The sequence below is a fragment of the Sphingobacterium endophyticum genome (assembly GCF_009733535.1).
GTDB classification, from domain to species: domain Bacteria; phylum Bacteroidota; class Bacteroidia; order Sphingobacteriales; family Sphingobacteriaceae; genus Sphingobacterium; species Sphingobacterium endophyticum.
Map to the genome: position 1 here is coordinate 148,505 of NZ_SMMI01000010.1, position 13,958 is coordinate 162,462.

At 36.7% G+C, this 13,958-nt stretch carries 13 protein-coding genes; 3 read left to right on the top strand and 10 right to left on the bottom strand.

The window, feature by feature from the left end; all coding sequences use genetic code 11:
• Nucleotide 1 precedes the first annotated feature (1 nt).
• Complete coding sequence (locus E0Y80_RS13675) at nt 2-1,636, top strand: RagB/SusD family nutrient uptake outer membrane protein (RefSeq protein ID WP_156308229.1); 1,635 nt, start codon at nt 2-4, stop codon at nt 1,634-1,636.
• A 98-nt stretch (nt 1,637-1,734) separates the two neighbouring features.
• Here the strand turns inward: E0Y80_RS13675 and nrdF are convergent, their stop codons facing one another.
• The 5 genes from nrdF to E0Y80_RS13700 form a co-directional block, all read right to left on the bottom strand.
• Nucleotides 1,735-2,721, bottom strand: coding sequence for a class 1b ribonucleoside-diphosphate reductase subunit beta (gene nrdF / locus E0Y80_RS13680; RefSeq protein ID WP_156308230.1), 987 nt, complete (start codon nt 2,719-2,721; stop codon nt 1,735-1,737).
• A 100-nt stretch (nt 2,722-2,821) separates the two neighbouring features.
• The gene (gene nrdE, locus E0Y80_RS13685; protein WP_156308231.1) at nt 2,822-4,927 is read right to left on the bottom strand and encodes a class 1b ribonucleoside-diphosphate reductase subunit alpha; all 2,106 of its coding nucleotides are present in this window, start codon (nt 4,925-4,927) and stop codon (nt 2,822-2,824) included.
• The gene (gene nrdI, locus E0Y80_RS13690) at nt 4,887-5,294 is read right to left on the bottom strand and encodes a class Ib ribonucleoside-diphosphate reductase assembly flavoprotein NrdI (protein WP_197091600.1); all 408 of its coding nucleotides are present in this window, start codon (nt 5,292-5,294) and stop codon (nt 4,887-4,889) included. Before nrdI ends, nrdE begins: the two co-directional genes overlap by 41 nt.
• A gap of 21 nt (nt 5,295-5,315) precedes the next feature.
• Nucleotides 5,316-5,549, bottom strand: coding sequence for a glutaredoxin family protein (locus E0Y80_RS13695; RefSeq protein WP_149524904.1), 234 nt, complete (start codon nt 5,547-5,549; stop codon nt 5,316-5,318).
• A gap of 518 nt (nt 5,550-6,067) precedes the next feature.
• Nucleotides 6,068-6,589, bottom strand: coding sequence for a DUF2911 domain-containing protein (locus E0Y80_RS13700; RefSeq protein ID WP_156308232.1), 522 nt, complete (start codon nt 6,587-6,589; stop codon nt 6,068-6,070).
• A gap of 198 nt (nt 6,590-6,787) precedes the next feature.
• Between E0Y80_RS13700 and E0Y80_RS13705 the strand changes: the two genes are divergently transcribed.
• Together E0Y80_RS13705 and E0Y80_RS13710 are read left to right on the top strand one after the other, a co-directional pair.
• Nucleotides 6,788-7,510 carry a dioxygenase family protein gene (locus E0Y80_RS13705; RefSeq protein ID WP_156308233.1) on the top strand — a complete coding sequence of 241 codons (723 nt, stop codon included), beginning with the start codon at nt 6,788-6,790 and terminating at the stop codon, nt 7,508-7,510.
• A gap of 16 nt (nt 7,511-7,526) precedes the next feature.
• Nucleotides 7,527-8,216, top strand: coding sequence for a hypothetical protein (locus E0Y80_RS13710; protein ID WP_156308234.1), 690 nt, complete (start codon nt 7,527-7,529; stop codon nt 8,214-8,216).
• 104 nt (nt 8,217-8,320) lie between these two features.
• Here E0Y80_RS13710 and ilvA read toward each other — a convergent pair whose 3' ends face one another.
• Genes ilvA through leuD form a run of 5 tightly spaced genes read right to left on the bottom strand, consistent with a single transcriptional unit; the run spans nt 8,321 to nt 13,951 of the window.
• A complete protein-coding gene (gene ilvA / locus E0Y80_RS13715; RefSeq protein ID WP_156308235.1) occupies nt 8,321-9,574 on the bottom strand; it encodes a threonine ammonia-lyase IlvA in 1,254 nt (417 codons plus the stop codon).
• Between the two features lie 56 nt (nt 9,575-9,630).
• Nucleotides 9,631-10,791 carry a 2-isopropylmalate synthase gene (locus E0Y80_RS13720; RefSeq protein WP_156308236.1) on the bottom strand — a complete coding sequence of 387 codons (1,161 nt, stop codon included), beginning with the start codon at nt 10,789-10,791 and terminating at the stop codon, nt 9,631-9,633.
• A 35-nt stretch (nt 10,792-10,826) separates the two neighbouring features.
• A complete protein-coding gene (leuB, locus tag E0Y80_RS13725) occupies nt 10,827-11,900 on the bottom strand; it encodes a 3-isopropylmalate dehydrogenase (protein ID WP_156308237.1) in 1,074 nt (357 codons plus the stop codon).
• Between the two features lie 3 nt (nt 11,901-11,903).
• Nucleotides 11,904-13,367, bottom strand: a complete 1,464-nt coding sequence (locus E0Y80_RS13730; RefSeq protein ID WP_197091601.1) for an ATP-binding cassette domain-containing protein — start codon at nt 13,365-13,367, stop codon at nt 11,904-11,906.
• A complete protein-coding gene (gene leuD / locus E0Y80_RS13735) occupies nt 13,367-13,951 on the bottom strand; it encodes a 3-isopropylmalate dehydratase small subunit (RefSeq protein ID WP_156308239.1) in 585 nt (194 codons plus the stop codon). The genes E0Y80_RS13730 and leuD overlap by 1 nt, the downstream gene beginning before the upstream one ends.
• Nucleotides 13,952-13,958: the final 7 nt, after the last annotated feature.

Here is a 13,958-nt window from a genome sequence, read left to right on the forward strand (position 1 = left end):
TATGAGATTGTTAAATAAACGTACAATACGATTTGCAGCTGTTGCGGTTATTGCGAGTGCTGGATTATCAGCTTGTACAAATTTAGATGAAAATCTATATAGTAAATTAGAGCAGGAGAGTTTCTATAAGAATAAATTGGAGGTTGAGCAGGCAGTTTTACGACCATTTACGCATATGCAGGCATGGTTAGCTCCCACAGGAGGATCTGGATTTTATTATCATTCAGAACTAGCCTCGGATCAAGTTGCATGGCCACAGAAGGGGCGACATGGTTATGATGGAGGGGATCACTTTCGTATGCATTACCATACATGGACAGCGAATGAAAACAGGATGAAGAGTGCCTGGGATTTGATGTGGACTGGGGTTGGATTTATCAACAATGCCATTGGAGATATAGAGAAGTTGGATTTTGCAAGCATTGGTATGACACAGGAGGAAATCAATGTTGCAGTTGCACAAATGAAAGTATTGCGGGCATATCACTACATGCGTATCATTGATATGTGGGGGAATGTTCCAATTGCGGTTGAGGTGGCAGACAAGCCATTGAATCCTGAGACCAAGACTAGAAAAGAGGTCTTTGAATTTATTAAGACCGAACTTGAAGCGGAAGTTCCGAAATTACCAGAATTGAATGCAGAATCAGTTGGAAAAGTAAATAGAGCTGCAGGGTATGCTATGTTATCAGAGCTTTATCTAAATGCGCAAAAATGGTCAGGAACAGCGATGTGGGATCAGGCGATCGCAGCATCTGATAAGGTAATTACCGGAGCTGGTGGAGGAATCGGCGGTACACCAAAACTTTCAGCAGATATTAATTCGGCTTTTAGCAATACCAACTCAGCCAATCCGGAAGCGCTGTTCCAATTTCAGTTTAGCCGAAAAGGTGGCTGGGCATTTGATTGGGGCGGATTCTATTTTGGGTATGACTATATGAAAGAAGCATTGAACGTAGGTTATGGTGGTTGGAATGCGTTTGTAGTTATTCCTACTGCATTTGATGCCTACAATGCAAAGGACTTGAGAAAGAAAGATTGGTTTTTGTTTGGCCCACAGTATAAATATGGTACAAAAACACCTGTTGAAGGAACAGAAGAATATTCTGGGCAACCTTTAGTTTTTGTTAATTCAATACGCCGAGAGAGTGAAGGTGATAAAACCTCTCAAGGATCAATGGCAGAAGGAGAAGAAAACTCAGGCGCAAGATTCAATAAGTATAAGTCTGGCCGTCTATCCGATGATAACTACCAAGAGAATGATTATTTGATATATCGTTTAACAGAAGTGTACTTCAACAAAGCAGAAGCCATCATGCGTAAGAATGGAGGAACAGCAACCACAGAAGCTGTTAATTTGATTAATGAATCGAAGAAACGTTCTTTTGCAGCAGCAGATTGGAATGCTAATCAGTACAGTACATCGACTTTAACGTTAGATGAGTTATTGGCAGAGCGAGGACGTGAGTTTATCTTTGAAGGTAAAAGAAGAACAGATTTAATTCGATTTGGAAAATTTAGTACAGGAGCATGGTGGGATCATAAAGCCACGAATGATGTTAATAAGGAGCTGTTCCCAATACCACAGCAACATTTAGCAATCAACCCAGGATTAAAACAAAATCCGGGATACTAAGAGTATTTAGTATTAAGTAGTTAGTATTTAGGTAATTGAAAAGCCTTTCATGAATTTCATGAAAGGCTTTTTTATAACAAAGAATATTTTTTATTTTATTAAATTTCTACGGATGCATCCAATAGGAAATCTTCATTTTTTAGGTGGACGATTTCTGTTGCTTTTTCGTAGTTTGTTGATTTTTTGGAGAAGAAGTCGTGTTGAGTGGTTTCGGTATTAAGACCATTCAAAACGATTGGGTTGACTTGTTTTACTTCGAAGATTGGATCAAAACCTAGGTTCATTAAGGCTTTATTTCCGTTGTAACGAACATATTCTTTTACTTCAGCAGTTAAACCTACGACAGTATACAGTTCTTCTGTGTATTTGATTTCATTCTCATACAGCTCATTTAATAGGTCTAGGAAGCGTTGTTTCACTTCAGCCTTATTCTGTAGTCTAGCGAAAACTTCCTGTCCTATAAGTCCTACAAATACGCCGTGTATGGATTCGTCTGCGATGATTTTTTTAATGATATCGGCAGAGGCAACCATTTGACCCTGTCCACATAACCACAACGGTAAGAAGAATCCGGAATAGAAAAGGAAAGATTCTAATAAAACAGATGCCGCCAAAGCCATAAATAATTCTTCATCCGATACATTTTCTTTATCGATAGCACGGTAGTATTTATCGATAGTCGAAGCTTTATATTGTAAGAATTTATTTTGAGATACCCATCCGAATACATCATTGATTTCATTGGTTGTAGAAACCGTTGTAAAGATGGTAGAGTATGATTTTGCATGGATCGCTTCCATCATACACATGTATGAAAGCACGGCTTTATTTTGCAATGAGTCGATATGATCAATAATTTTTGGCATACCGGTATGGCTCTGTAAAGTATCCAAAAGAGTAAGTCCGCCTAATGCTTTCTTGTAACACTCTTTCATATCCCAACTTAAACCTTTCCAGCTATCAATATCTTTGGAAGGGATATATTCTGTATCAATCCAGAATTGTCTGATATTCTGTTCCCAAAACATCAAGGCATAATCGTTGTCTGGGGTATTCCAGTTTACGGCTGTATATTGTTTACTCATTGCTATTCTAATATCATTTAGTTAAAGAAGCTGAACTGGATATTTCTCAATTTCCAGTTCAGCTTTGGTGTGATTCTAAGTTTTTTATTCTTTGAAGAAATTATGCAGAGCATGAAATACATTCTTCAATTGTTGATTTACGAGTACGAGTGTAGTATAGGGATTTCAATCCTAACTTATGCGCATAGATGTAATACTTAGCCAAATCACGAGTTGAATCTTTTGAATTTGTATGAAGGATAGTCGATACCCCTTGGTCGATATGACGTTGGATAACCGAAACCAACTTCAACACTTTCATTTGGTCCATGTCATACGCTGATTTGAAGTAGAAGTAATTATCATTGGTCAAGTACGGCATTGGGTAGTATGTTGTACTATCACCGTACTCTCTAACCTCGATAATATCTACTATAGGCATTACGGATGCGGTAGCATTCATGATATATGAAGTAGATTGGTTAGGAGCGATTGCTAATCGGTAAGCATGGTAGACCCCGTGTTCAGCAACTAATGCTTTTAGATTTGCCCAATCTTCAACTGTAGGAATATGTATCCCATTGAATAATTCCTTAACTTTTTCAGTTTTAGGGGAATATTCTTGATTTATATATTTCTCGAAGTAAGTACCATCAGCATATCCAGATTTTTCAAATCCTACGAATGTTTCTTGACGTTCTTTAGCGATTTCCATCGATGCTTCGATTGAATAATAATTCATAGTCATGAAAAACACATTAGCAAAATCTAATGCTTCTGTAGATTCATACATGATGAAGCTTTTCGCAAGATAACCGTGTAAGTTCATTGCACCTAAACCTACAGAATGTAATTCACGGTTTGCTTTTGCAATAGAAGGTACCATTTCAATATTGGTTACATCCGATACGACTGTCAATGCACGCATAGCTGTTTTGACAGTTTCTTTGATACGTTTGTTATCCATTACGGTTGCTACATTTAATGAACCTAGATTACAAGAAATACCGTATCTGATTGTGTCTTCTTTACCATAAATATTGATATCTGAAACTTCAGATACCTGCATGATTTCGGTACAAAGGTTTGAGAATTTTACACTACCGATTCCATTCAAAGCATGTGCACGGTTTGTGTTTTCCTTAAAGAAGATGTAAGGGTAACCAGATTCTTTTTGAGTCTGTGCGATTTTCACCAATAAGTGACGTGCATTAATTTTTTTCTTTTTAACGTTAGGATTAGTAATTAACTCATCATACATGAGATCCATATCCAATTCGTCAAGATATTTTCCATACTCCTGCATTACGGTATGCGGGTATATCAAGTAGCAAGGTTCGTCTTTTTCAGCTAGTTCCATGAATTTATCAGGGACGATAATTCCGATGGACAGGGATTTGATACGAACTTTTTCGTCCACGTTGATTTTCTTACAGTCTAAGAATTCTTCGATATCAGAGTGGAAAATATTCAAGTACACGGCACCAGCACCGGGACGTTGCCCCAATTGGTTAGCATACGAGAAAGTATCTTCCATAATTTTCATAATCGGCAATACTCCACCAGCACGTCCTTCGACGCCTTTGATAGCTTCACCACGAGCACGAATTTTGGAGATATTGAATGATACCCCACCACCGATAGAAGATAATTTCATTGCTGAATCGACAGCATAACCGATACCATTCAGGTTATCGCCGATTTCATCTAAGAAACAAGACACGAGTTCACCGGAGCGTTTTTTTCCAGCGTTCAAGAATGTCGGGGTAGCGGGCTGATATTCTTGATTGATCATAATCTCGGCATATTCAATAGCCTTTTGTACACCTTCTTCTCTAGCAAGGAATAGGGCAACAGCAACGACGCGGTCTTCATAGCGTTCCAAGAATTTTTCACCAGAGTCATCACGTAGGGCGTAACTTTGGAAAAATTTAAAGGCAGCCATAAAAGATTGGAAACGGAATTTTTTGGCGAATACAAAATTGTACACCTCTTCCATTTGCTCAAAAGTGAACCATTGGTAGAAATCGATATAATAATCGTTTTCGATCAAATAATCTATTTTTTCTTTCAATGTGTAGAAGAACACGGTGTTCTTGTTAACATATTCAAGAAAATAGGCGCGTACAGCCTCCTTGTCTTTATGCAAGCTGAACTCGTCATCATGTTTGATCATGATTTCGTTGTTAAGCAATATCCAATTTTTCGCTACCTCGTTTGCTATCATAGTACTGGTTTTTTATGATGTCAATAAATTGATTAATATCTTCTAATGTTCCTGAAAGTTCGAATTTCATTGCAGTTGGAATATCGAATATTTCAGATAATTTATCTGCTGCTACGGCGAAGTTTCTTCCCCAATTACGGTTTCCACTAGAGGTTACCGAAAGGATTTGATGATTTTGTTCGCGCATGAAAGCATCAGTTTTGTCAGAGACCTTACCAAAATTTGTGGTATAGGTCACTAAATGTCCAGCTTCTTTCACATCCAAGCCATCTTGGATACGGATAGCTGTCCATCCGGTAATTTGAACGACTTTATTAATAAATCGTTCCACATTACCTGTTCGAGAATCATAGTATAAATAAATCATATCTTCTCTACTTTATGATTTCTACAATGCGATTTGATCTAATTCAGCAGGGTTGAATCCGATGATGCGGTTTTTGATTTCATCGTTCTCAAGTACAATGACAGTAGGTACTGTACGAACTTTAAACTTAACGGCTAGTTCAGGTTCGTCGAAAGGATTAATGGTTTCATATGCGATGCCCTTGTTGTCCAGGTACGCCGATACTTGTGCGCATGGTGCACAGTCATTTTTTTCGAATTTAATGATTCTTGCCATGATATATAAGTTTAAAAGAATTATTAGCTAATTTGAGCTCTGCTTCTTTGATGAATTAAAAAAACGTTAAGAACTGAGATGGTTATTTTCTCAAGTAGAACAAATATCCCTTATTTTTCTTCGGTTCGTTAACGATACTTTTCCACATCTATTCACAAAATCAGGTTAAAACGCTCTTGGTAACACTCGATATTTATTAAAGTGTTGTTTTACAGGTTTGTAACTATGTTGATAACTTTGATACTTGCCTATATCAGTTATTTTTTACTTGTAATTCATTCCTCTTTTTATTGTCAAATTACCCGTAATTTCTTGTTATTTTTAACCAAAAACGTTATATCGATTTTAAGGATTTTCTAAAATAATTTATTCAGAGAATTTGATGATGAAACTGTGTCAATTTTATTAACATTTGTTAAGAACCTAAGTATTTATTCTGAAAGTTCCATCTAAAAAAAAGACTGAAGCTTAAAAATTAAACTTCAGTCTCCATGTGATTAATGATTATATTTTTTATTCTATTTATCGGCTTTGACGTTCATAGATAAACCATAGTTACCCCAAACTAAGTGGATTTTTCCACCTTTATCAGCGGTGATTTTCAAGCGTTCCACATTGTCCCCATTTTCTTCATTGTCAACCACAACACGTAGCGCATCAGCTTTCTCATCATATTGGGTACCCCATTGCTTCCAGGTTTTATTTAAAATCATAGTCGTTTGGGTTTCTCCCGGAATAGAATACAAGCTATATTTTCCAGCAGGAAGTTTTTGACCATTTATTAATACATTTTTATCGAACTCCACAGTTGTCGCTTCGTTAGCACCGGTTCGCCAAACTTTTCCAATTTCGGCAAGATCGACACCAAGTTTTCTTCCTTTTAAAGAAGGACTGCTATAGTTGATTGCAATTTTTACACCATCATCAGTAGTTACTTTAGAACTATCGGGTGGACTTGCTTTTGGTTTTGTTTCTTGAGCCTGAGCAAATGAGAATCCAAATACCATTGTCAAGATTAAAATGATTGTTGATGTTTTCATATCTTCTAAAAATTTGGTTTATAACTATTTAATAAACTGAAAATAATAAAAAATGTTGTGTTTTAATTGTTGATTTAAATAATTTTTTTCAATCTACAAAAGGGGATGTCAATTAAAATTTAATATAACATTAGCGTTTATTTACACTTCTTAACAGATTAGTAATCTAGCTTTGTTAGTTATATAATCAATCTCATTATGGAACGGAAAAAATTTATAAAATCCTTATCAGTTTTGGCATTTTCAGGAGCAGGTTTTTTAAGTTCTTGCAATAAATCCTCGGCAAATCCTTCAAATGTATCTGATGAGGATGTTCAAGTTGATCAGAGTTGTACAGAAACACCAAGGGAGACAGAAGGTCCCTTTCCTACAAAATTACCTGCGCAGTACTCTCGTTCGAACATCAAAAAGGGAGACAATATTGGTGTGGATATGCTTGCTGTTATTACCATTGTTGATGTCAATGCAAACTGTTCTCCATTGAAAAATGCGATAGTTGATATATGGCATTGTGATGTGGATGGAAACTACTCGCAATATGGAGGTACCCAAATGCAACAAGGAAATTATATATCAGAAAATTGGTATAGAGGTCGTCAGAAAACAGATGAGGTTGGATTAGTGAAATTTGAAACCATATTCCCGGGTTGGTACATGGGCAGATCTACACATATCCATGCACATATTTATGATGAGTCGGGGAAATCTCTTCTAGTTACGCAAATTGCTTTCCAAGATAGCTTATCTATTCATGTCAATGAGGAAGGTTCAGACTACGGTTACACAAAAGGAATAAAAGGATACACCTATAATAAGAACGATAATGTATTTTCTGATGGAGTGGAAAAGGAGATGTCGGTTGTTACAGGAAGTTTGGATAAAGGTTTCAATCTGAGCATAACCTTAAAAGTAAAAGGTTAATAAGCGAAGTATATTTATGAATCCACTTGCACAAATCTTGATTAATGATCAAAAAGTTGAGACCCATTTCCCATGGGGCAGTTTAAAGGAAAAAAAGGTTTCAGCTTTGGCGATAATGCATCAGCAAGAATCTGGTCTCAACTTGTGTTCAATCCGGGAATATCGATTGGAAGAAGGGGAGGAATTGACAATTTCCTATGATGAAGAATATACAGTAATTATAATACCCCTAGTCAATGATATGCAATTGGAATTAAGGCGTTTTGAAAAATTGATATCAGTTGCTGGCGTGGGTATTTTCGATGTGAATCAAGCGGACATCATGAAAATAACCACTCATTCAGGTCAGGCCGGGGGATTATATTTCCAACTATTTCTTTTCAAAGGGGTGAATAAATATGAATCTAAACTTGATTTAGCTAAGTTACCGATAGGTGAAATGTTTCCAATGAATAAATTGCTGTCTATACAGCACAGTCAGTTATGGCCATTGAAGCTATATTTTGGAACTTTTCAATCGAAGTATGAAGATATCCTTTTAAAAATAAAGGCTATAGATAAAATATTTGCTTATTGTTTAGAGGGATGTTTTGAAGTTGAAAAACGCTTGCTTTTTCAAGGAGATAGATTATTGATTCAACACCTTAAAGAGCTTGAAGTAGAATGTCTTTCAGAGGAAGGTTTAATTATTTTAGTTGTTTTGTAACAAAAAGGTCAAAAAAATAGATAATATCCGTAAAATAAAAAAGCAACGACCATAAGATATAATGATCGTTGCATCTACTTTATTGTGGTGGGTTAGTTGCGTTTTTATACCAGATATTCAAATAAAGTCTGGTCTTTGTTCACTTCTATGAAATCAAATTTATATGATTTCAACCTTTCTAAGAATGTAATATAATCATTTGGATCATTTAATTCAATACCAATTAATGCAGGACCTCTTTCTCTTTCGGTTTTTTTGATATATTCAAACCGAGTGATATCATCTTTAGGTCCTAGGACTTCAGTAACTAATAACTTCAAGGCACCAGGTCTTTGAGGGAAACGAACAATAAAATAATGTTTAAATCCCTCATATAATAAGGAGAGTTCTTTGATTTCACTCATCCTGTCAATATCATTGTTTCCACCTGAAACGATACAGACTATTTTTTTTCCTTTAATTTCCTGTTTATGGAAGTCTAAAGCTGCAATAGATAATGCACCTGCAGGTTCAGCAACGATTGCGTCTTTATTGTATAATTCGAGGATGGTTGTACATATCTTTCCTTCCGGAATTGATTTAACACTATCCAATAACTGGGAGCTAATTTCATAGGTAAGCGCACCTATTTTTTTCACTGCAGCCCCATCAACAAATTTATTGATATTTTCTAATTCGATAGGAGCACCGTTTTGAATAGCAGCTTGCATGGAAGGAGCGCCTTCAGGTTCTACGCCATAGCATTTGACATTAGGTGCGTATTTCTTCATATGGTAGCTTAAACCAGAAGAAAGTCCGCCACCACCTATAGGAATAAAAACAGCATCTACATAAGGAAGATCTTCAAGGATTTCAACGGCGACAGTACCTTGGCCTTCGATGACTTTAAGATCATCAAAAGGAGGAATAAAAGTCATGTTGTGTGCTTTTGCATATTCTAAAGCTCCGATTTGACAATCATCGAAAGTATCACCTGTAAGAATAATTTCTATATTTCCATTACCCCACATTTCTGTTTGGGTTATTTTTTGTCTAGGAGTGGGGCCCGGCATAAAAATAACACCTTTAATATTCAGTTTTTTGCAAGTTAATGCTACACCTTGGGCATGATTTCCAGCACTAGCACAGACCACACCTCTAGATCTTTCTTCTTCAGAAAGACTTAGGATTTTATTGAATGCACCTCTAAGCTTATAGGATCTTACCACTTGGAGGTCTTCACGCTTTAAATAGACTTCCGCTCCATATTTTTCAGATAGATGCTGGTTATATTGTAAAGGTGTACGAGTGACCACATCTTTGATGCGCAATTTAGCAGCATTTGAGTCTATGGTTAAGGTTGATAGGTCCAAACTCATTCTTTTCCGATCGATTATTAAATTGATAATTAAGGCTGGATCAACCAGCCTTTAACTTAGTTTTCTTTTACCAATATCAACAAATCATTGTCATCGATTTCTTTTTTGGCGTCAGCCAGGATTAAGAATCTTTGATAGCAATCTGCCAATTTATCTTTGTCAAGGCTATATCCAAGACGTTCTAGGTGATGCTTCAATGCATGTCGACCAGAACGAGCTGTCAGGATAATATCAGCTTCTAAAAGTCCGACGTCCTCAGGACGGATGATTTCATAATTTTCACGGTGTTTTAAGAAACCGTCTTGATGAATTCCCGAACTATGAGCAAATGCATTGCGACCGACAATAGCCTTGTTAGGTTGAACTGGCATATTCATCATTTCACTTACTTTTCTTGAAAGATAAGTAAACATTTTGCTGTCAATGTTTGAGGATAAACCTCCGAAAGCTTGATTATGAACTTTAAGGATCATTGCAACCTCTTCTAAGGAGGTATTTCCGGCGCGTTCTCCAATTCCATTAATGGTACACTCAACTTGTCGGGCACCATTCTGTACTGCGGCAATAGAGTTAGCTGTTGCTAATCCCAAATCATTATGGCAATGGGCTGAAATAATAGCCTGATCAATATTTTTAACATGTTCAGTTAAATATTTGATTTTGGAACCATATTGATCTGGCAAACAATAACCATTCGTATCCGGAATATTTACGACAGTAGCCCCAGCAGCGATCACTGCTTCCACCATTTGTGCTAAGAACACAAGGTCAGCACGTCCGGCATCCTCTGCGTAGAATTCAACATCTTCAACGTAAGATTTCGCATGTTTTACAGCAGCAACGGCACGTTCTAAGATTTCTTCGCGGGTACTGTTGAATTTATATTTGATGTGCATGTCAGAAGAACCGATTCCAGTATGGATACGTGGTCTTTTTGCATATTTTAATGCATCAGCAGCCACGTCGATATCATTCATGTTTGCACGAGTCAGGGCACAGATGATCACATCATCAACAGCCTTTGATAATTCGACTACTGACTGGAAATCTCCAGGGCTAGAGACAGGAAATCCTGCTTCGATAATATCTACCCCTAGGCGTTCCAAATCTTTAGCAATTTCGATTTTTTCAGGAGTTGTCAATTGACAACCCGGCACTTGTTCACCGTCACGTAATGTAGTATCGAAAATGTATAAGTGATTAGGATCGTGTAACATATTATTTAAATTTTATGTTTAAACCTTGATTAATTCTACTTTAAAAACTCTAATACTTTAGCACCCATTTCTTTAGTTCCCAAAATTTTATCGGCAGGAGTTTCGGTGTTTGCGATATCACCAGTTCTCCATCCGGCTTTTAAGGTTTCAGCAACTGCATTGGTTACAACTTTAGCTTCCTCTTGAAGTCCAAATGCGATATCCAGCATTAGTGCAGCAGATAGGATAGAAGCTAATGGATTTGCTTTATTTTGGCCTGCGATATCATGTGCAGACCCGTGGATAGGTTCAAAGAATCCTGTACCGTCACCAATAGAAGCGGAAGCTAACATTCCCATAGAACCTGCAATTTGAGAAGCTTCATCTGTTAAGATATCACCAAATAAATTCGCAGTTAATACGACATCGAATTTTTTAGGGTTCTTAACTAATTGCATTGCAGCGTTGTCAATAAACATATGTTCAGTTTCAACGTCAGGATACTCTTTAGCGATTTCCTGTACTACTTCTCTCCAAAGTCTAGAAGTTTCCAATACATTCGCTTTATCAACGGAGCATAATTTTTTATTTCTTGTTCTGGCAGCATCAAACGCTTTACGAGCAATACGATCCACTTCATAACGGTTGTAATTCATTAGGTCAGAAGCAAATGTATTGTCTTCATTTCGTTTTTTCTCACCGAAGTAAACATCACCCGTTAATTCACGGAAGAACAGGATGTCCGTTCCACGGAGAACTTCAGGTTTTAAGCTAGAAGCATCCAAAAGTTCATCAAACAATAGGATAGGACGGAGGTTAGCGTATAGCCCCAATTCTTTTCGTATTTTTAATAAGCCTTGTTCAGGGCGCACTTTCGCTGAAGGATCATTGTCATACTTAGCATGACCAATTGCACCAAACAAAATTGCATCCGAAGCTTTCGCTTTTTCAAGGGTTTCGTCTGGAAGAGGGTTGCCAGTTGCTTCAATTGCAGTATGGCCCATGATTGCTTCGTCGAAAATAAATTCATGATTATATTTCTCAGCAATTTTATTTAGAACTTCTTTTCCCCAGGTGGTAACTTCTTGTCCAATTCCATCTCCAGGAATAATAAGAATGTTTTTCTTCATGTGTTATAAAACGTTTTCAACTTTATTTTCCAAGGCGACAACTTCGCCTTTTTCTAATACAATTCTTTTTTCAATACAGCTTGGGAGCTGACTTTCATAATGTCCGACGTAAATGAGTGTCTTTCCGTGTTGGCAAAGCTCATCGACTACATCATTAAAATATCTAGCCTGTTGCGCATCAAGTCCCTGGCATGGTTCATCCAATACCAATAGTGGCGGGTTTTTAATGATACTTCTGGCAAGCATAGCCAAGCGTTGTTTTCCTAATGGCAATGTATGGAGTAATTGGTCTTTATGTTCAGTTAAGTCAAAAAAATCCATTAACTCCTCGATCTGTTTCTTTTCTTGAAATTTTACATCGATAAACCATCCGATACTATCATAAAACCCAGAGGCCAAAGTATGCCATACAGTTGCATTCTGATCAAAATACCAATGCATTTCAGGAGATATCATTCCAATTTTCTGTTTGATATCCCAAATACTTTCTCCAGATCCTCTCTTCTTACCAAAGAGTTCGATATCTAAACCGTAAGATTGAGGATGATCTCCATTAATTAAACTCAATAAGGTTGATTTACCAGAACCATTAGGTCCCTGTAAAAGCCATTTTTCACCTACATCCACTTTCCAGGACACTTTATTTAAAACCACTTTGTCACCATATCTAATGATAATATCTTTTAGATCAGCGATGGAATTAAAATTGGTTTCTGGTAGTTTTTGCAAGAAAGACGGCAATTCTTTTTGTTTCCTATTTTCATCTTGATGGATTTCATCAAATGAATCCACTTTTTCAAGTTTGCCGTCCACTACATGGGCAAACCTATTGATGGCTGTTGGTAACTGGGAATCATTTGAAATGATAATCAATTGCACACCTTCATTCACTAATTCATCAAGCCAAATATTCAGTTCAATTCTTGACTGCTTATCTAAGCCAGTATAGGGCTCATCAATAATTAAAAGTTGAGGCTTTAACCATAAAGACTTTAGCAATTGTAATTTCTTGTGTTCGCCACTAGAAAGTTCAATAAGCTGTGAATCCATGGTGTGGCCAAATCCCATTGCAACAATTTTTTGTTGAATGTCTTTTAAGTCTAGTTTTTCCTTATTGGCGAAATGAAGCAATTCTGCTTTTACAGTAAGTGTATCATTCCCTTGATGACGATTATATCGTTGTTGGTAATAGAAGTTTCTATCCCCTTCTAAATTTGTGAACTGATACCAATTGGAAACATAAATTACTTCAGGTAGGGGTTTGCTTTCTGCGTTAAATTCAACATTTACCTCCCCATTGCCGGTTATTAATCCTGCAATAGCTTTAGCCAAAGTTGTTTTTCCGGAACCACTTTTCCCCGCCAAGACATAATTTTCATTTGGTTCTATTGTCCAAGATAAATCACTCAATATGGAATTTGATCCATAAGAGATAGCTAGATTATTTATTTGGACTTTAGCTGCCATTATCTATTTTGTTCAAAAGATTCGATGTCTGCAGTTTGGCTAAGGATATAGTCAATGTCATCGTAGCCATTGATTAAGCAAGACTTTTTGTAGGGATTGATTTCGAAATTATATTTCTCACCTGTTTCAGCAATAGTAATTGTTTGATCTTCAAGGTTTACTATTAATTCTGTTTCTGGATTGTTAAATACATTTTCGAAGATCTTTTCCAGATATTCTTCAGGCACAGTAATAGGCAAAACACCGTTATTAAGGGCATTTCCCTTAAAGATATCTGCGAAGAAAGAACTTACTACGACATCAAATCCATAATCTTGAATAGCCCAAGCGGCGTGTTCACGCGAAGAACCACAGCCGAAGTTTTTACCAGCCACAAGGATTTTACCTTTATAGGTAGGGTTATTCATGACGAAGTCAGCCTTAGGCTGTTCATTACTATCAAATCTCCAATCACGGAAAAGGTTGTTTCCAAATCCTTCTCGGGTCGTAGCCTTTAAGAAACGAGCAGGGATGATTTGATCAGTATCAATATTTTCAATCGGTAGAGGAACTACACGAGAGGATAATTTTTCAAATTTTTTCATGATTCAA

What these genes read in the sequence shown, in the direction of transcription:
- E0Y80_RS13675 (WP_156308229.1), top strand. Translation starts at nt 2, where the DNA reads ATGAGATTGTTAAATAAACGTACAATACGATTTGCAGCTGTTGCGGTT.
- nrdF (WP_156308230.1), bottom strand. Translation starts at nt 2,721, where the DNA reads ATGAGTAAACAATATACAGCCGTAAACTGGAATACCCCAGACAACGAT.
- nrdE (WP_156308231.1), bottom strand. Translation starts at nt 4,927, where the DNA reads ATGATAGCAAACGAGGTAGCGAAAAATTGGATATTGCTTAACAACGAA.
- nrdI (WP_197091600.1), bottom strand. Translation starts at nt 5,294, where the DNA reads ATGATTTATTTATACTATGATTCTCGAACAGGTAATGTGGAACGATTT.
- E0Y80_RS13695 (WP_149524904.1), bottom strand. Translation starts at nt 5,549, where the DNA reads ATGGCAAGAATCATTAAATTCGAAAAAAATGACTGTGCACCATGCGCA.
- E0Y80_RS13700 (WP_156308232.1), bottom strand. Translation starts at nt 6,589, where the DNA reads ATGAAAACATCAACAATCATTTTAATCTTGACAATGGTATTTGGATTC.
- E0Y80_RS13705 (WP_156308233.1), top strand. Translation starts at nt 6,788, where the DNA reads ATGGAACGGAAAAAATTTATAAAATCCTTATCAGTTTTGGCATTTTCA.
- E0Y80_RS13710 (WP_156308234.1), top strand. Translation starts at nt 7,527, where the DNA reads ATGAATCCACTTGCACAAATCTTGATTAATGATCAAAAAGTTGAGACC.
- ilvA (WP_156308235.1), bottom strand. Translation starts at nt 9,574, where the DNA reads ATGAGTTTGGACCTATCAACCTTAACCATAGACTCAAATGCTGCTAAA.
- E0Y80_RS13720 (WP_156308236.1), bottom strand. Translation starts at nt 10,791, where the DNA reads ATGTTACACGATCCTAATCACTTATACATTTTCGATACTACATTACGT.
- leuB (WP_156308237.1), bottom strand. Translation starts at nt 11,900, where the DNA reads ATGAAGAAAAACATTCTTATTATTCCTGGAGATGGAATTGGACAAGAA.
- E0Y80_RS13730 (WP_197091601.1), bottom strand. Translation starts at nt 13,367, where the DNA reads ATGGCAGCTAAAGTCCAAATAAATAATCTAGCTATCTCTTATGGATCA.
- leuD (WP_156308239.1), bottom strand. Translation starts at nt 13,951, where the DNA reads ATGAAAAAATTTGAAAAATTATCCTCTCGTGTAGTTCCTCTACCGATT.